Source organism: Paenibacillus sp. FSL L8-0708 (assembly GCF_038009325.1).
Lineage (GTDB): Bacteria > Bacillota > Bacilli > Paenibacillales > Paenibacillaceae > Paenibacillus_AQ > Paenibacillus_AQ odorifer.
On the sequence record NZ_JBBPBC010000001.1, the window covers coordinates 943,981 to 962,114 of the forward strand.

At 43.8% G+C, this 18,134-nt stretch carries 12 protein-coding genes and 1 riboswitch; of the genes, 11 read left to right on the forward strand and 1 reads right to left on the reverse strand.

Going from position 1 to position 18,134, the window contains the following annotated elements; translation table 11 throughout:
• The 6 genes from NYE58_RS04290 to NYE58_RS04315 all read left to right on the forward strand — a co-directional run bounded on the left by NYE58_RS04290 (position 1) and on the right by NYE58_RS04315 (position 6,438).
• Complete coding sequence (locus NYE58_RS04290; RefSeq protein WP_076220603.1) at positions 1-1,431, forward strand: YlbE family protein; 1,431 nt, start codon at positions 1-3, stop codon at positions 1,429-1,431.
• An 89-nt stretch (positions 1,432-1,520) separates the two neighbouring features.
• Positions 1,521-3,062: a hypothetical protein gene (locus tag NYE58_RS04295; RefSeq protein ID WP_036684876.1), complete on the forward strand. Its 1,542-nt coding sequence runs from the start codon at positions 1,521-1,523 to the stop codon at positions 3,060-3,062.
• Between the two features lie 34 nt (positions 3,063-3,096).
• Positions 3,097-4,362, forward strand: a complete 1,266-nt coding sequence (locus NYE58_RS04300) for a tetratricopeptide repeat protein (protein ID WP_076276986.1) — start codon at positions 3,097-3,099, stop codon at positions 4,360-4,362.
• 36 nt (positions 4,363-4,398) lie between these two features.
• The gene (gene arcC, locus NYE58_RS04305; RefSeq protein WP_076105343.1) at positions 4,399-5,349 is read left to right on the forward strand and encodes a carbamate kinase; all 951 of its coding nucleotides are present in this window, start codon (positions 4,399-4,401) and stop codon (positions 5,347-5,349) included.
• Between the two features lie 192 nt (positions 5,350-5,541).
• On the forward strand, positions 5,542-6,123 hold the full coding sequence (locus tag NYE58_RS04310; RefSeq protein ID WP_076221251.1) for a hypothetical protein: 582 nt from the start codon (positions 5,542-5,544) through the stop codon (positions 6,121-6,123).
• A gap of 21 nt (positions 6,124-6,144) precedes the next feature.
• On the forward strand, positions 6,145-6,438 hold the full coding sequence (locus tag NYE58_RS04315; protein ID WP_076128620.1) for a transposase: 294 nt from the start codon (positions 6,145-6,147) through the stop codon (positions 6,436-6,438).
• 69 nt (positions 6,439-6,507) lie between these two features.
• On the opposite strand, the gene NYE58_RS04320 is transcribed toward NYE58_RS04315, so the two are convergent.
• Positions 6,508-8,229, reverse strand: coding sequence for a cellulase family glycosylhydrolase (locus tag NYE58_RS04320; RefSeq protein ID WP_339246463.1), 1,722 nt, complete (start codon positions 8,227-8,229; stop codon positions 6,508-6,510).
• A gap of 341 nt (positions 8,230-8,570) precedes the next feature.
• Positions 8,571-8,771, forward strand: a riboswitch (cobalamin riboswitch).
• Between the two features lie 163 nt (positions 8,772-8,934).
• Between NYE58_RS04320 and NYE58_RS04325 the strand changes: the two genes are divergently transcribed.
• The 5 genes from NYE58_RS04325 to NYE58_RS04345 all read left to right on the forward strand — a co-directional run bounded on the left by NYE58_RS04325 (position 8,935) and on the right by NYE58_RS04345 (position 17,906).
• Positions 8,935-13,602, forward strand: a complete 4,668-nt coding sequence (locus tag NYE58_RS04325) for an S-layer homology domain-containing protein (protein WP_341001189.1) — start codon at positions 8,935-8,937, stop codon at positions 13,600-13,602.
• A gap of 71 nt (positions 13,603-13,673) precedes the next feature.
• A complete protein-coding gene (locus tag NYE58_RS04330) occupies positions 13,674-14,663 on the forward strand; it encodes a DUF4430 domain-containing protein (RefSeq protein ID WP_341001191.1) in 990 nt (329 codons plus the stop codon).
• Positions 14,663-15,553 carry an energy-coupling factor transporter transmembrane component T gene (locus tag NYE58_RS04335; protein ID WP_076130087.1) on the forward strand — a complete coding sequence of 297 codons (891 nt, stop codon included), beginning with the start codon at positions 14,663-14,665 and terminating at the stop codon, positions 15,551-15,553. Before NYE58_RS04330 ends, NYE58_RS04335 begins: the two co-directional genes overlap by 1 nt.
• Positions 15,526-17,196, forward strand: coding sequence for an ABC transporter ATP-binding protein (locus NYE58_RS04340; RefSeq protein WP_341001193.1), 1,671 nt, complete (start codon positions 15,526-15,528; stop codon positions 17,194-17,196). Before NYE58_RS04335 ends, NYE58_RS04340 begins: the two co-directional genes overlap by 28 nt.
• A complete protein-coding gene (locus NYE58_RS04345; protein WP_036684891.1) occupies positions 17,178-17,906 on the forward strand; it encodes an ECF transporter S component in 729 nt (242 codons plus the stop codon). Before NYE58_RS04340 ends, NYE58_RS04345 begins: the two co-directional genes overlap by 19 nt.
• Positions 17,907-18,134 lie beyond the last annotated feature (228 nt).

Here is an 18,134-nt window from a genome sequence, read left to right on the forward strand (position 1 = left end):
ATGAACAGAATCAATGAGTTATTTAAGAGTGAACTTCACGTTATCAATGTCGGCCTAGAAATGTTCAAGGATGATATCCTGAAGCAAAAAGGCAACGTAACCCATCTGGAATGGAAGCCACCTGGTGGAGGTAAGCCCGAATTAATTGCCGCACTGGATGCGTTAGAGCAAGAGGGAATTGTTGCAAAGATTGAGGCTGCCAACAAGCTGGCTGTAGAGCGAATCGTGAATTCACAACCGGTATTGGTTGGTTTTGATCAAGCGATCAATGTCGTACCAGGGATGACTAAGACTACGATATTACATGCAGGGCCTCCGATTACCTGGGATAAGATGAGTGGTCCCATGAAAGGTGCAGTTACCGGCGCTTTGGTCTTTGAGGGCCTGGCGAAGGATCTGGATGAAGCTGCCGAACTAGCGGCATCAGGTGAGATTACGTTCTCCCCTTGTCACGAGCATAATTGTGTGGGGTCCATGGCAGGGGTAACCTCAGCCTCTATGTTCATGCACATTGTAGAGAATAAAACGTATGGCAACATCGCTTATACGAACCTTAGTGAGCAACTGTCGAAAATCTTGCGGATGGGTGCAAACGATGAAACGGTCGTTGCACGTTTGATCTGGATGAGAGATGTGCTTGGACCGATGCTGCGTGAGGCGATGAAGTTCTCTGAGAACGGCATTGATCTGCGGCTCATGTTATCACAGGCGCTCCATATGGGAGATGAATGCCATAACCGCAACAACGCTGGAACGACTCTTTTGATTCAGGCATTAACGCCGCTTATCCTGAGAACGGATTTTACTAATGAGCAGAAAATCGAAGTGTTCGATTTTGTGGCAATGAGTGATTATTTCTCCGGACCAACCTGGATGGCTCTTTGTAAATGTGCGCTTGATGCTGCCCATGGCATCGAGTATAGCACCATCGTAACAACGATGGCCCGCAATGGCGTGGAATTCGGTATTCGTGTCAGTGGAATGCCAGGCAATACCTGGTTTACCGGCCCTGCGCAAAAGGTTGTCGGACCGATGTTTGCAGGGTATAAGCCGGAAGATTCGGGACTCGATATCGGTGACAGTGCGATTACCGAAACGTATGGTATAGGTGGCTTCGCCATGGCAACCGCGCCGGCGATTGTAGCATTAGTTGGGGGAACCGTAGATGATGCCATGAACTATTCTGTGAAAATGAAGGAAATCACTACAACGGAGAATCCAAATGTGACGATTCCTTTGTTGAACTTCCGCGGAATTCCTACTGGAATCGATATTCGTAAAGTGGGTCAAACCAGCATTATGCCAGTGATCAACACGGCTATTGCCCATAAGGATCCAGGTATCGGAATGATTGGAGCCGGAATCACTCATCCTCCAATCGAGTGTTTCGAGCAAGCCATTCTCGCTTTTAGCCAGAGCATGCATTCATAGAACCACCCGCCCTTCAGGCCTATTCAAGGGCCTGAGGGCTTCATAAGCCATTGGTATGTAAGCGCTAACGATCTAGGGGGAGATTTATTATGGATCAAGTATTTATGAAGATGTTCTGGAAAAAGGGAGATTGGGCTGCATTTTTCGGGTTGCTTGCTAACAATTTAACCAATCTGCTTACGATGATTTCACTGTTAATTTTTGTAGTAGGATTTCCGGAAGGTATGGTTTACGGCAGAGTCGTTCCTGCGTTTGGACTCGCGATTTTTATCGCAAGTATTGCTTATGGCTGGTTTGGATATCAGCTAGCCAAAAAAACAGGCCGAACGGATATAACCGCATTACCTTCAGGACCTAGTGCTCCATCGATTTTTACGGTAACTTTTCTAGTGTTAATTCCCGTATTTAGAGAAACCAATGATGCATCATTTGCGCTGCAAATTGGTCTCGTATGGTGCCTGTTCGAAGCTTTGATCCTTATTGTCGGCTCATTTCTGGGAGATGTGCTGCGTAAGGTTATTCCAAGAACCGTACTTTTATCTTGTTTGTCTGGACTTGGATTGTTATTGCTGGCCATGAACCCGATGCTGCAATCCTTTGAAACACCAGTGGTTGCCTTTGTTGTACTTGTGATCATCTTTATTAACTGGTTTGGCAAATCGCCGATATTCAAAAAAATTCCTACAGGATTTCTGCTGCTGATTGCTGGAACCGCGCTGGCTTGGATATTCGGTTTGCAGAATCCAGAAGCGATCACAACGGCTCTTTCAACACTGGGGTTTAATCCACCTGAGGTGCATATTACCAGCTTAATTCAAGGGATTCCGCATGCCTTGCCATACCTGGCTTCTGCAATTCCATTGGGACTGGCGAATTATATTTTTGACCTTGAAAATATTGAGAGCGCACATGCTGCGGGAGATCCTTATAACACTCGTAACGTTATGCTAACGAACGGGGTTGCTTCAAGTATTGGTGCTTTTACAGGTAATCCGTTCCCGGTAACTGTGTATATTGGTCATGCAGGCTGGAAATCTATTGGGGCTGGACTTGGTTATACCATAGCTTCTGGTTTCTCCATGTTAATTATTTGTCTCTTTGGCATAGGGGCACTGCTGTTGTCTATCATACCTGTTGTGGCGATTGTTCCGATTCTGGTCTATGTCGGGGTCGTTACGGCGAATCAGGTGGTTCGAGAGACACCTAAAAATGAAGTGCCCGTTATCTTTATCACCTTGTTCCCATGGATTGCTAACTGGGCTTTAACGCTTGCGAACAACATTTTTAATGCGGCTGAAACTTCGGCTTCTAAGGTGGGGATTGATCTCTTATTAAGTAAAGGGGTTTATTACAATGGGCTGATGCATTTAGGAAATGGTGCACCGCTTAGCAGCTTGATTTGGGGCTCCATCACTATTTTCTCTATCCTGAATAAACCACTGCGGGCTGCTGTCTTTGCTGTAATCGCGTCTGGCCTATCTTTATTTGGGATCATTCACGCGCCGACTGTTGGATTTGCTCAAGCTTCACTTATGCCGTTCGTATACGCCTATTTGATGGTTGCAGGATTATTTGTTTATAAGCATTTTTCAGACCTTCGTGACCCAGCGAACAAGCTGCAATCCGAATAAATAATTGATAAAAAGAAATAGGAGAGCTAAAGCCATGACTAATCAAACTCTGTCAGAAGATTTAATTCAAGCAGCGGATCGCGGGGATTTAGCTGCCGTAGAACAGCTTTTAGCTCGTGGTGCCGATGTTCATCATAAGGATGCCGGTGGTCGTACTGCGCTGATGGCGGCAACGCAAAAAAATCATATTCCTCTCGCTCAAAAGCTGATTGAAGCAGGCAGCGATGTGAATGCAAGAGATATCACTATGTTATCACCCTACCTGTGTGCCGGTGCCAATGGATTCCATGAGATTCTGTCTTTAACTCTTGCCGCAGGTGCGGATACAACCAGTGTAAATCGTTTTGGGGGAACTACACTGCTTCCTTCCAGCGAGAAGGGGTATCTAAGAACTGTTCAGAAATGCCTGGAAGCAGGTGTTGCAGTTAACCATATGAATAATCTGGGATGGTCTGCCTTGTTGGAGGCAGTAATTCTCGGGAATGGTGGCCGTTTATACTCCGATATTATTCAGTTGTTGGTGGATGCTGGAGCGGATGTTCAATTGCCGGATCGTGACGGCAAATCATCGTTGCAGCATGCAGAAGAACTGGGACAGGAGAGGGTCATCCGTATTCTCAATAAAGAAAAGCTACCGATTCATTCAAGTATTCAAAGCGCTCAAGAGCTAGCTCGGGCAGAGGATTTCCGGAAAGCAAGTTTGGTTATGGAACATGCAATGCAAGAGGACAGTAATAATTCAGACTTCTATTACTATAAAGGATACTTCTTAGGGGAACTCGGGAGATATGGGGAAGCTTTGGCAGCCTATCAACAGGCACTTACTATCGAACCGGATGACCTTGATTTCTATTTCTATACCGCAAATGCCTACCGAATGATGAAGCGATCCGAGCAAGCGTTAGCAGAGTATGATAAAGCGATAGAACGCGATCCTGGCGAAAGCTTCTTCCGCTATCATAAATCCAATTATTTAAGAGAGTTGGGCAGGCATGAGGAAGCGGTTAAAGTTATGGATCAGCTTCTGGAACAGCAGCCTGAACGGTATGATTTCTCGTTTCATAAGGCGAACAGCTTGAGATCACTTGGCCGGCATCAAGAGGCAGTTGAGGCGATTGAGAACGCAATTGCTAACGATCCGAGCAATCCTTTATATCATCATCATAAGGCACAGTCACTTGGTTTACTTGGTGATCATGAAATGGCCATTCAAGAAATAGATATTGCTATCAGCTATAATCCTGCCAATCCGGATTTTCACTCCGCGAAGGAACAATTTCAGCTGGCCCTTAAACGCTAATAAATGAGGATCAACTGATCCGTCAGGAGGAATGGAATGAGTAAATTTATAGTTGTAGCCATTGGCGGTAATTCATTGGTGAAAGACAATGGCCGCGATTCTATAGAGGATCAATCTGAGGCAGTACGTGAAATTGCTGTCAATATCGCTGATCTGGTGCAAGCAGGCAACGATGTGGTGGTTACTCACGGCAACGGTCCACAGGTTGGATTCGAGCTGAGACGAAGCGAGGTGGCTTCGGAAGTCACTGGAATGGATGTTACTCCGCTGGTCAATTGCGTGGCGGGCACGCAAGGGGGCATAGGCTATTTAATTCAGCAGGCCTTAACAAATGAATTCATTCATCGCAGATTAGACAAAAAGGTTGCCACAGTCATTACTCAGGTCGAGGTTAGCAAAAATGATCCGAATTTTCAGTCTCCCTCGAAACCAGTGGGCTCCTTCTTCACGCTTGAGCAAGCAGAGGAGATGAAGCGTGCCAAGCCAGATTGGGTCATCATTGAGGATTCAGGTCGTGGTTACCGCCGTGTTGTTCCATCACCTAAGCCGATTGATATCGTTGAAAAAGACGTCATTAAATCACTCATTGAGACGGGTTATGTGGTAATCGCTGTTGGCGGAGGCGGGATTCCTGTGATCAAAACCGAAAATAATACCTACGAAGGTATCGATGCGGTCATTGACAAAGACTTTGCTACAAGTCTGCTGGCCGAACAGATCGATGCAGAATCGCTGATCATTACAACAGGAGTTCCTCAGGTATGTGTGAATTTCGGTACGCCTGAGCAGAAGGCTCTTGAAGAAGTTACAGCGGCAGAAATGTTGGTATATGCGGAGCAGGGTCATTTTCCTGCTGGCAGTATGCAGCCTAAAATTGAAGCAAGTCTTAGCTTTTTGAAAAAAGAGGGACGTAGAGTTATCATTACCAATCCGGAAAATATGAAAGCTGCGATGAGCCAACAGGCTGGCACACATATTGTAAATTAATAGGATCTAATTTATCTCATTATTTCATGGAAACCGCCACTGATCTAAATCAGGGCGGTTTTTTGACATATTCATGAATTGTTATCTAACTGTTGCTTTCAGATGGCCATATTCTGGTGAATAAAAGGAAGATAAGAGGTAAAACTATGTCCACTATAGAGAAAAAAATACATTAAAATGCGGGGGTAAAAGATGATATCGAATAAAGGAACAACACAACGTTTTACCAGGGCTACAATTCTTTGTTGTATTTGTGCATGTATGGTATTGCTAAGTGGTTGCACTAAAGCAGCGGATGAGACTCAAGTGCCTACTCCAACAGCTCAAGTAGAAACTGCAGCACCTTCTGCAGAAGCAACTACACCTGTACCTACAAATAACGTAACAGAACAACCCCTAACATCTGCGTCACCCGGCTCAAATACTGGGAAACTTCCAGAGGGGGTTAGCGTTCAGAGAGTTATCAAGGAGGTTTCGTTAAAAGATAACTATCATAAAAAGGTTGAGCTGCTAACTGACGGAGGCAAGCAGGTCACCATTACAGATTCGAATCAAAAGATTGTTTTGCAGCAGATTGAATATGACGGAAGGATCACTGCTGTTAAGGGTAAACAGGTTACTGTTCAAGTAGAGGGCGGTAAAGAGCAAACCTTAACGATTCCTGATCATATAGTCATTGAAGATGAAGACAAGCTCGGATTGAATAATGGCGTTGAAATCGAGTGGACGGTAAATGCAGATGGACAAATCGAAAGTGTGGAATTGGACGATTAAAAATTTACCGAGGTGAGCTGGATGAAATTTCTAATCGTACTTGGTAGTATTCTTGTTCCCATTGTTATGCTGATGTTACAGGGGAAATCGATAAAGTGGCGTATGGTTTTTAATGTTGTTTCGGTCTTAAGTGCGATTATCTTTGGAAATATTTCCGCCTTGGCGATTTACGAGATATTAAGAGATCGTGCTGTGTTTATGACCTCGATCCATGCGATATTTTTGAATCCAATGTTTCTTATTACCGGAGCCTATCTTGGCGTATATTTAATTTATCGGTTGATGATAATTTCGTATGATGAGGTTTATATGTGATAGGTAGAATACAAATAGGGATGTTCCCTGAAGGGACACCCCTATTTGTGTTGTTAACAGGACCGATGCTTAAGAGGACTTTCCTACAACGTTTGTTCCGCTCTTCGTGATCTTGTAGGTGATAATATCCCCATTCCAGAAGTGGAACTTCAGGATAACCTCGCCGTCTTTAACATCTTTAAAGAACGCGGGAAGCAGCTTGATTTCTTTAGTGTTATAAGAAGGTGAGAAGGTATTGCCGAATTCCTTAAATGGAGTCCAGTCCTGCGGACCTGCATTGCCACCAGCGGTATATACAGCTTCCATTGTGGCAAGCTGGTTACCATTAAAGGTGGTCGGAATGGCAAAGGATTCAGTCGTGCCTTTTGCATCGCTTAATTTAGCTGTATCATACACAATGACCTTAAGTCTCCACGCAACACCCTTGTTGAATTTCAGAGTCAGCACGGCATTTTCACCGTATTTTTGGGAAGCTGTGAGCTTTTTGAGTTGGCTGGCTTTGAGGGTGAGCTCCTCACCATTTAAGGTGTAATCTTTACCTTTGGTCAGATACTTTCCGTTGGCACTAATGGTGGTTAGCTTATTGCCGTTCAGGTTTAGCTTAACCTTGGTATCTTTGATTTGTGCACCTTTTTTTAGGTAGACCAAATCGCTTTCGGTGCTGGAGGAACGCTCCTTCAGACCAGACATTAATACATTGTGGAGTTCAGGATCAGACCACTTATAAGTTTTACGGTTGAAATGCTGCCCGTTATCCCAGAGCATGGAAGTCATTTTCTTTTCTTTCAAATAATAAGTCAGATACTCAAAGAATTTAAGCTTCTCGCCCTGTTCAATCACACCCGTGTCTTTATCGAACCCGAGTAAACCAAATTCACCGACGATGACAGGGATGCCTTTAGCTACAAATGTATTGTAAACGTTATCAAAAGTTTGAGTGATATCGTTTTTTGTATCTTTTTCAAACGTGGTGTAGCCGGCAATGTTCACACTAAAAGGCCAGAAGCCATAGAAGTGAACGGTCGCAATAATATTTGGATCGTTCAGAGCCGTAATCGTCTTATAGAGATGATCCATTCTTGTTTGCGTAGGTGAAGACTCTAATGAAGGTAATACAAGTGGGCGGAGGTCGTTTTTCCCACCGGATTTGCGCACGATTTGATAGAAAGAGTTATTAAGTTCAGTAAGCATTTGCTCCATTTTTGCTTCGTCTGTGCTTCCACCATCGGTGAATCGAGGTTCATTTATGCTCTCGAACATCAGCTTATCGGATTTGTCCTTGAAGCGATCGGCAATTTGAGTCCAGGCTGCATTATAACGTGCCAGCGTTTCATCGTGTTTTTCTTCCATATGGCTTACCCATAGCCAGGAATCATGATGGACATTAATCATGACATAAAGCTTGGCGTCCAGTGCCCAGCCGACAACTTCTTCCACGCGGTCGAGGTAGGCCTTTTCTAGGGTATAGTCTGGTGCCGCACCCATGTGAGTATCCCAGGTCACAGGAATCCGAATGCTTTTATAGCCTTGAGCGGCGATCTTTTTAATAAGATCTTGGGTCACACGTGGATTGCCCCAGGAGGTTTCATCCTCACCTGTAGCATCTAAAGTATTGCCAAGGTTCCATCCGGGCTGCATTTCGTCTACATAGGATTGGATCTTACTCTTTGGCGCTGCCTTAGCTTGTTGCTCGTCCTTAGTTGCAGCTGCGGCCATGGATGAGAACAGAGAGAGCAGAAGAGCGGTGACAAGTGTCAATGATAAGAAGGATTTCTGGATTCGCGTAGTCATTGAATTCTCCTTTGTGAGATAAATTTAGGATGCTTGGACCTGGCTTTGACGCTGTACTTGGTGGTTAGATGAACACAAACACCTCCAGTTTTATTTTGTAAACGCTTTCTGAATATACCCTAACATAGAATACACTTAGCGAGTACCTTACTAATTTGTGGTAAATTCATATAAGAATTAGTGATTTAAATTAATTTACCCCACAGTTGGATAAAGAAATTATTTGAATAACCCTACTCGTAGAAATTGGTTATTAAATAGGATTATCTCTAGCTGCCCGTTATACAAAAAAGAAATATAACATGACAAAAACATATATATTAGATATGATGAAGCATGAAAATTTAAAATTAGGAATAGGTGCCAACTATGAATGTTGCGGAAGTACAATCATAGATTGGTTAAATGGAAAGCGGGTGTGAATCCCGCGCGGTCCCGCCGCTGTGAAAGAGGAGTCCTTGCAAAATGCCACTGGGAAACTGGGAAGGCAGCAAGGGTGATGATACTTGAGCCAGAATATCTGCCTTTTTCTGTTACACCATCAAACTCTACGATCGATAGAGAGGTGCTTGAATAGTGTTTGCCAGCTATTATTGTGGTTCACTATCTTAACCTCTTGACGTTTATGTTGAGTGGTTTTTTTGTGGTTATGAGAAAGTTTATTCTGTTTTTTATCATAGGTATGAAGGGAAGGGTTATGGAAAAATGAAGAAAAATAAGTTTTTAGCGTGGTTACTTATTGTAGCTGTATTTATTACGACATTCTCTACAAGTGTAATCCCGGCTCAAGCAGATGGAGCAAGCTCTACCCTTAAAGGGTATGTATCTGTATCCGTAGAGAAATTCACCTTAGGCCAAGGGTATATTAACGAACCTATTAAAGTTCCGATTTATGAAGGCGATAATGGCGCATCTTTAATAACACGTGCGCTAGGTGATGGGAATTATAGATATTTAGGAAATATAGATAGTGGTTTTTATTTATCAGAAGTTAAAGATAGTGGCAGAAGTGAAGTCAATATTCCACAATATATTTTAGATATGATTTCAGCCGATGGGAATACAGTCGGCACTAAAGCAGACCCAGATTGGTTAAGTCAGTTTGACTACACCTCCATGTCGGGTTGGATGTATGCAGTAAATAATGTGTTTCCTCCGTTTGGGATGACCGATTATAAGCCTCAAGACGGTGACATCATTCGAACTCAGTTCACCACTTATGGCTATGGTTCTGATCTTGGCGGCTGGGGGGAAATCCCAGTTCAACTTGCCAATAAGGATGCTTTAACTGCGGAAATCGCCGAGATTAATAGTGCCCCTAATAAAGAAACTATTTTGGACAGACCAGTAGTGCAATCGGCAGTTTATGAAGCCTATTCCGTGCTCGAAAACATGGCAAGCTCTCAAATAAGTGTAGATCATGCGCTTGTCGGTCTTAATAATGCATTAGACATTGAACCCCCTGTTATTACAGTAAGTGGCATACAAGATAAACAGGAAGTATCCAATAAAGAAATAAGCTTCAAAGTAGCTGTCACAGACAATGTATATAGTGACATTACTCCAGAAGTGAAGCTGAATGGAGTTACTTTATCACCTGCAAATGGGGAGTACAAAGCTACTCTGAATTCAGGCAGTAATGCAATTACTGTAACGGCTCTTGACGGAGCTGGAAACAAAACAAATGTAACTTATCAGGTTACTTACAAACTGGAAACTACAGTTGCCGTCAAACAACAGTTAGATAAAAACCTTGCTTATATTTTAAATACTGTAAAGAATCCAACGTTTGGAACAGGCAGCGGAGAATGGTCGATCCTTTCTCTGGCACGGGCGAACTATACAGTACCTAACGGTTATTATGATCTCTATTACAATAATGTAGCTACGAAAATAGCATCAATCATTAAAGAGGATGGAAAACTCGACGCCAATAAAAGCACAGAGAATTCCAGAGCGATTCTAGGACTTACCTCTATCGGAAAAGATATCACAAATGTTGCGGGATATGATCTGAGAAAAGCACTCGCTGATTATCAATATATCCAAAAGCAAGGCAATAATGGTCCGATTTTTGCTCTGATCGCGTTAGATAGCCATAACTATGAGATCCCTGTAGTTGATGGAGTTACAGAACAGACCACAAGAGAAAAACTAGTTCAGTACATTTTAGATAAAGAGGTTAAAAAAGGTACAGCAGAAGCTGGTGGCTGGGCATTAGGCGTAACCAAAGCCGATGTCGATATGACTGCGATGGCGATGCAAGCTCTTGCACCTTATTATGCAACCCGTGATGATGTAAAAGCTGCCGTGGATCGGGCCATCCAATGGCTGTCCGATAACCAAAACAATCAAGGCGGATTTACAAGCTGGGGAAGCACTAGCAGCGAGAGTATCTCGCAGGTAATTGTAGCCTTAACTGGTGTAGGTGTAGATCCGCACACTGACGCTAGATTTGTTAAAAGTGGAAATTCGCTTATTGATGCATTACTTAGCTTTGCTGCACCTGAGGGTGGATTTAAGCATATCCTCACAGGCAAAGTAGACAATATGGCAACGGACCAAGGTACGTATGCACTTGTGTCCTATGATCGTCTGCTCAATCATAGCAACCGTCTCTTTGATATGAATGATGTGAAACTGGAACAACCAGAAGAACCGGGGCCTGGGCAACCAGAGGGTCCGAAAGAACTTCCGTTACCTTCTGGGGAGAACCCGAAAGTTGAAATCCCAAATGACGCTAATGATTATATCGTTCCGATCAGCGCTGGAGATAGCAACAAAGAAATCACAGTAGCTATTTCAGAAGAAAATCAATCAAAGGTTAGTGTCAATTTACCAAGTAATAGCGTCCTTCCTCAGATAGAGGCCATAAAAGGTAACGTATCTGTAGTCATTCCTAAGGGTGCAAAAGTTACAAGTGGGGATGCCTCTGCGATTGAACTGATTTCAGCTTTAACCGGTGCAGAATCTGCACTAAAAGATAGTGTGAATCAGATTATTCCTGGGGACAAGAAGCTTGATAACATTCTTCAAGCATTTTCCATGGGTGGTAGTGCAAGAGTAGAATTTAGTCAATTTATTACGTTAACCTTTAAGGACCTTAAAGGAAAAGAAGCTGCTTATATTCAAAATGGCACCCCTCATGCCATTCAAAAATTTGCAAGTGATGACTTAGGTTTTGCAAGCGGTAAGTCTGAGTATGCCTATGATAGTGGAAATGACTTAATTGTAAAAACCAATCACTTCACTGACTACATTGCGTATGCTTCCAGTGCAGTACAAACACCTGGTGGCGACGGTGGTAACGGTAATGGTAGCGGAAATGGTGAAGGAAATGGCGGCAACAATGGTGGCGGAACCACTCCATCGAAACCATATGTAATCCTGTCCGTGGATAAGCTTACGATTAATAAGGGATATGTTGTTCCATCTGTACAGGTAGAGCTACAATCTGGTGACACAGTGTGGTCTGTACTAAAAAGAGTGCTGGATAGCCGCGGTATCGACTATAGAGATTCCTGGAACAGTGACTTTGGAAGTGTATATGTTGAATCCATAGCTGGTGATGGGGAATTTGACCATGGCAGCGGCAGTGGATGGATGTATAATGTGAATGGGAAATATCCTAATTATGGAGCATCTTCATATGACCTAAGTTCCGGGGACAGAATTCAGTGGCGTTATACTACGAATTTGGGTGTGGATCTAAATGCACCGATACCAACTACAAGCCCTACTCCAACCCCAACGCCTAAGCCTGGTGCTACTCCTGCTCCTGGTGGGGGAGCTAATCCGGAAGCCGGCGTTGATCCAAATGTGAGTCCTTCTCCAACAGTGACTCCTAAGGATCCTACCCAGAACACGAATGATATTAAACAACTGTATACAGATGCTGATAAGATCTCTTCCTGGGCCTATTCAGCGATTGAAACAGCTACAGTAAAAGGATATATCCAAGGTAATAATGGTCAGGTGAATCCGAAAGCTTATATCACAAGAGCGGAGTTCACTAAGATTCTCGTTTCTGCATTTGAATTTGATATTAAGAGTGATAAAGGTATTACCTATAAGGATGTCGCTCTAGGCGATTGGTTCTATCCATATGTGAATGCTGCGCATAAGGCAGGTCTAATCACAGGCTTTAATAATGAATTTAAGCCAAATGACAAGATTACTCGTGAGCAGATGGCAGCAATTATCGTCAGAGCATTGGCCATCCCGGCGACGAAGCCAGGAACAGCGATTAAAGATATCAACACCGTATCGGCATGGGCCAAAGCAGATGTAGAGACCGTTGTTGCGACTGGTTTGATGTTAGGTGATGATAATCAATTTAAACCTAAAGAGCTTGTAACTAGAGAAATGGCGGCTGTTGTAGCTACTAGAACCCATGATTATAAGAGTGGGAACAAAGTGGTTAGTCCGACTATTCAGAATAAAGCAGTTAGTTCTTATATTCAGAACACAGCTGCCTTTTTGCAAAAAACAGTAACAAACCCGGTTATCTCCTCGGTTGGCGGGGACTGGACAGTGTTCGGGCTGGCACGTTCAGGCGTGAAGGTTCCAGATAGTTATTACACTAAGTACTACGCGAATGTAGAAACAACTCTTAAAGAAAAAGCTGGGAAGCTGCATAGCGTAAAATATACGGAATATGATAGAGTTATTTTGGCATTAACTTCAATCAACAAAAATATTGATAAAGTGGCGGGTTATAACCTACTGGAACCGCTCGCGGATTTTGATACTGTAATTAAGCAAGGTATTAATGGACCTGTGTTTGCTCTCATTGCACTGGACAGTAATCATTACGACATTCCAGTGGTTAAGGGTGTAAAGACGCAGACGACTAGAGAGCTGCTCATTGATTATATTTTGGGCAGAGAGATCAGCGGCGGTGGATGGGCACTAGGCAGTAATGCTACAGCGGCTGATCCAGATATCACGGGGATGGTCATTCAAGGCTTAACGCCTTATTACAAAACCAACGCCAAAGTAACAGCTGCTGTGGACCGGGGGATTGCCTGGTTATCCAAAACACAGACTGCAGACGGTGGTTTTGCAAGCTGGGAATCTACAAATTCCGAAAGCATCGCTCAGGTGATTGTAGCTTTAACTGGCCTTGGTATTGACCCGCATAAGGATTCCAGATTTATTAAAAATGGACATTCCGCAGTAGACGCATTGCTTAGTTTTGCTGCACCTGAAGGTGGCTTTTATCACGTGAAGCAGGGTGGAGTAGGCAATGGAGGCGCGCAACCAGGAGAAGTAGATCTTATGGCTACGGATCAGGCGATGTATGCACTGGTTTCCTATGATCGGCTCGTTAATGGCCAGACACGTCTTTATGATATGACTGACGTCAAATAGAATTTTATTTAGAGAGATAAGCAAGGGTAGCGTGTATACCCTTGCTTATTATTTAAGGTGGGACTAGAGAAATGAACAAGAAGAAATGGTTAACCGCGATACTAATCATAGGTGTATTGGCTATTGCCTTCTTTTGGGGCGGGGATTACCAGAAGAGCCCAAACAAGGTCGCAAGTAGTAGCGTTGAGACACAGGTTATAGAGCCAGAGAACACTGCTTCCGCAACAAATGATGATGTTGAACACACTGAGGCCATCGCTACCGAGACAACAGAGATAACACCGTCAGCTACGCCAAGTGAAACAGCTAAGCCCATTGAAACCCTAAAACCAAATGAATCGGCAACACCAACGGAAGCTGTAACACCAACAGGAACTGCAGCACCAACAGAAGTTGTAACACCGGTCGCAACAACAAAACCTGCTGCAACGAAGCAACCGACCGCAACGCCGAAAGCGGCTAAAACGTCCGTGCCGGAAACGAAAGCGACGGCAAAACCAGTAATCAAACCGGATTCAAAAGTAGCGACAACAGAAACCAAGCAGGAACCGAAAAAGGATAAATTCCTTACCGATCCAGTACCGAGCGGGAAACCTAAGCCCGTGGAATGGCAAGATGCAACGGTAGATAAGAAGAAGCAATTAACGGCTACCTTGTCCGTCTCAGCGGCAACAATTTTAGATAACATGGATATTTTTAATCAGGATAAGCTTGAAGTATTGCCGGCAGATGGTATCATTTATAAAGCGCAGAAGGTAACCTTTTATGAAGGTGAGTCTGTGTTTGATGTTTTACTAAGAGAAATGAAAAAGAATAAAATCCATATGGAATTCAGTATGACGCCGATCTATAACAGTAATTATATTGAAGGTATAAATAATCTGTATGAATTCGATGCTGGAGAGCTTAGTGGATGGATGTACAAAGTAAATGGCTGGTTCCCTAACTACGGCAGTAGCCGTTATGTTCTCAAAGATGGAGATGTCATTAATTGGGTATACACTTGTGATCTAGGTCGAGATGTGGGTGGTTATGTAGCCACAGGAGGAGCTCAGAAATAATGAAGGATAGCTTTTCTACCTTTCATCCGTTTGTGAATTTTCTATATTTTGTTGTTGTATTGCTGTTTAGCATGGTGTTCATGCATCCTATATTTCAAGTGATTGCCCTTATTAGTGCTGTAGCCTACTCAATTATGTTAAAAGGAAAAAAGGGCATCCGATTTAATCTGCTTTACATGATTCCTTTTCTGCTGTTTATGGCAGTGATGAATCCTGTTTTTAATCACCAAGGGGTAACGATCTTGTTCTATTTAAACAACGGGAACCCTATTACGAAAGAATCGATTCTTTATGGCGTGGCAGCGGCGTGTATGTTTGTGACGGTAATTATTTGGTTCTCCTGTTATAACGTCGTGATGACCTCGGATAAGTTTATTTATATATTCGGAAAAATACTGCCGGCACTGTCGTTGATTTTTTCGATGGTGCTTCGTTTTGTTCCTAGATATTTAGCGCAAATCAAGGTGATTTCGAATGCTCAAAAATGTATAGGCCGGGATGTCTCACAGGGAAATCTCCTCGCGCGTGCGCGGAATGGCATTACGATCCTCTCCATTATGACTACCTGGGCTTTGGAAAATGCGATTGAGACAGCGGATTCCATGAGATCGAGAGGGTATGGATTGCCGGGCCGTACAAGCTTTTCTATCTTTCGGTTAGATGCCCGAGACAAAGTAGCCCTCTTGATCATGACAGGCTTAATTGCGCTGGTAGCCGTAGGGGCAGTGATGGGTGAGAACACCATGAGATTCTATCCGTCGATTAAAGCGAGCGCAATTACGCCTTTTAGTATTCTTATATATATCGCTTATTTTGCGTTATGTATGATCCCAGTGCTCATCAATATGGTGGAGGCAATGAAATGGAAATCTATCGAATCGAAGAACTAAGCTTTACTTTTCCTGAACAAGAGCAAGCGGCTCTTTCGAATATTAATCTTACGATTGAAAGTGGAGACTTCATTACTATTTGTGGAAAGTCAGGCTGTGGCAAAAGCACTCTGCTTAGGCAACTGAAAACAATTCTAACACCACATGGCAATCGCCAAGGGACGATTTATTATAAGGGTCAACCTGTAGAGGAGATCGATCAACGCACACAGGCCGCGGAAATTGGTTATGTACTCCAAAGTCCGGATAATCAAATTGTGACAGATAAAGTATGGCATGAGCTTGCCTTTGGGCTAGAGAGCTTGGGGTATGATCATTCTACGATTCGTCTGCGTGTGGCGGAAATGGCCAGTTTTTTTGGGATCCAGACCTGGTTTCATAAAAGTGTGACTGAGTTATCAGGCGGCCAGAAGCAGCTGCTTAACTTAGCCTCCATAATGGCTATGCATCCCTCGGTTCTAATCCTCGATGAGCCTACCTCCCAGCTAGATCCTATTGCGGCTTCCGATTTTCTGGAGACGGTCAAAAAAATAAATCGTGAGCTGGGAACAACCGTGATCGTGACCGAGCATCGTCTAGAGGATGTTCTTCCGCTTACAGATCGGTTGATTGTGCTGAATGAGGGAGCTGTGATCGCCGATGATACCCCGCAAAAGGTGGGCGAGGCTTTAAGTAAGCTGAACCATCCGATGTTTCTGTCCATGCCCTCACCGATGCAGATTGTTGCAGGAGTAGATCATGACTTAGCGTGGCCTGTGACTGTGAAGGAAGGGCGCCAATGGTTGGATGCTTTTCTAAAGGGTAAGACTCCTGCAACGGTGGCAGAAACTCAGCCTAGCACGAAAGAGGCCGGCCCTGTAGTCATAAAGTTTAAGGACGTATGGTTTAAATATGATAAAAATGGACCGGATATCATTAAAGATTTGTCGTTTGAAGTGAAGCAAGGGCAATTTTATTGTATTGTTGGCGGGAATGGAACAGGGAAGACATCGACGCTGTCGCTGATGAGCGGGATCCTTCAGCCATACAGAGGGAAGGTTCTTATCGGCGGGAGCAACCCTGCGAAGATGAATGCCAAAGCGTTGTTTACTAACAATCTGGGCATCCTCCCGCAAAATCCGCAAACCTTATTTGTGAAAAAAACAGTCGAGCTAGATTTATATGAAATGTTATCCCAGCTCTCTTTGACGAAGGAAGAAAAAACCGCCAGAGTTGAAGCTGTGGTAAAGTTCGCAGAACTGGAACATCTCCTCTCCATGCATCCGTATGATCTCAGCGGGGGAGAACAACAGCGTGCAGCGTTGGCGAAGGTGCTTTTGTTAGAACCAAAGATTCTGCTGTTGGATGAACCGACCAAAGGACTGGATGGACCCTTCAAAGAGAAGCTAGCCGTATTCCTGCAAAAGCTCAATGCCGAAGGCGTTACTATTGTAATGGTCTCGCATGATGTTGAATTTTGTGCCAAGTATGCTGAGGTCTGCGCCATGTTTTTTGATGGAAGTATCATCACTACGAATGAAGCACAGAAGTTTTTTGCGGGAAACAGCTTCTATACAACGGCCGCCAACCGTATGGCGCGTCATGTATGGAATGAGGGAGTAACGATAGAGGGTGTGATTGATTTATGTCAAAGAAGCAGATAACGGATCGTCGTTTGAGTCGTCGAACTTTATTAGCGGCACTACTAATCCTCATAGTCATTCCAGCTACGATTTTATTAGGCATCTTTGTGCTAAATGATCGGAAGTATTATTTTATCAGTCTATTAATTGTTATCTATACGATGATTCCTTTTGCGATGGTATTCGAGAACCGGAAGCCGCAGGCGAGGGAGCTGATCGTTATAGCGGTGTTAGCAGCCATTGCCGTGGCGGGACGCGCAGCCTTTTTTATGTTGCCGCAGTTTAAGCCAGTGGTTGCTATTGTCATCATCGCAGGGGTAAGCTTGGGTGCGGAGGCAGGGTTTCTGGTTGGCGCTGTTGCAGGCTTTGTCTCGAATTTCTTCTTTGGGCAGGGGCCTTGGACGCCTTGGCAAATGTTTTGTTTTGGCATCATTGGCTTCCTGGCGGGCATTTTCTTCAAGAAGGGTCTGCTTAAAAAGAATAAGCTGTCGCTGTGTATATTCGGAGGCTTAGCGACGTTTTTCGTATACGGAGGCATTATCAATATAGGCTCGTTGATGATGTTCACTTCAGAGTTCTCATGGCCGGCTTTAATGACCACTTATATTTCAGGTTTTTGGTTTGATATGGTGCATGCGATCTCGACGGTGGTGTTTTTGTTTTTTATTGCTAATCCTATGATTGAGAAGTTGGATCGGATAAAAACGAAATATGGGTTGATTGAGCCTTAGGTTCTTGGTATTAGCTTTTGGACGTTGTGCGCTTTTTACGCTGGCGGACGCTCCGCTTTTCCACAATCAGTCCGTTCTCTCCGCTGCTATCAGCGCGAATTCCAAAACACCAACACACAAACACAAATACAAACTAAAGGCTCAACGCCTCCCGCTTCGGTTTTTACCGGAAGGGGGAGGGGAACTAGTGGCTACGAATCAAGCCACTGTGACAAGCCACTGAAAAGA

Bases quoted from the DNA above. Each gene is read 5' to 3' on its own strand.
- NYE58_RS04290 (WP_076220603.1), top strand. From the start codon at position 1: ATGAACAGAATCAATGAGTTATTTAAGAGTGAACTTCACGTTATCAAT.
- NYE58_RS04295 (WP_036684876.1), top strand. From the start codon at position 1,521: ATGGATCAAGTATTTATGAAGATGTTCTGGAAAAAGGGAGATTGGGCT.
- NYE58_RS04300 (WP_076276986.1), top strand. From the start codon at position 3,097: ATGACTAATCAAACTCTGTCAGAAGATTTAATTCAAGCAGCGGATCGC.
- arcC (WP_076105343.1), top strand. From the start codon at position 4,399: ATGAGTAAATTTATAGTTGTAGCCATTGGCGGTAATTCATTGGTGAAA.
- NYE58_RS04310 (WP_076221251.1), top strand. From the start codon at position 5,542: ATGATATCGAATAAAGGAACAACACAACGTTTTACCAGGGCTACAATT.
- NYE58_RS04315 (WP_076128620.1), top strand. From the start codon at position 6,145: ATGAAATTTCTAATCGTACTTGGTAGTATTCTTGTTCCCATTGTTATG.
- NYE58_RS04320 (WP_339246463.1), bottom strand. From the start codon at position 8,229: ATGACTACGCGAATCCAGAAATCCTTCTTATCATTGACACTTGTCACC.
- NYE58_RS04325 (WP_341001189.1), top strand. From the start codon at position 8,935: ATGAAGAAAAATAAGTTTTTAGCGTGGTTACTTATTGTAGCTGTATTT.
- NYE58_RS04330 (WP_341001191.1), top strand. From the start codon at position 13,674: ATGAACAAGAAGAAATGGTTAACCGCGATACTAATCATAGGTGTATTG.
- NYE58_RS04335 (WP_076130087.1), top strand. From the start codon at position 14,663: ATGAAGGATAGCTTTTCTACCTTTCATCCGTTTGTGAATTTTCTATAT.
- NYE58_RS04340 (WP_341001193.1), top strand. From the start codon at position 15,526: ATGGAAATCTATCGAATCGAAGAACTAAGCTTTACTTTTCCTGAACAA.
- NYE58_RS04345 (WP_036684891.1), top strand. From the start codon at position 17,178: ATGTCAAAGAAGCAGATAACGGATCGTCGTTTGAGTCGTCGAACTTTA.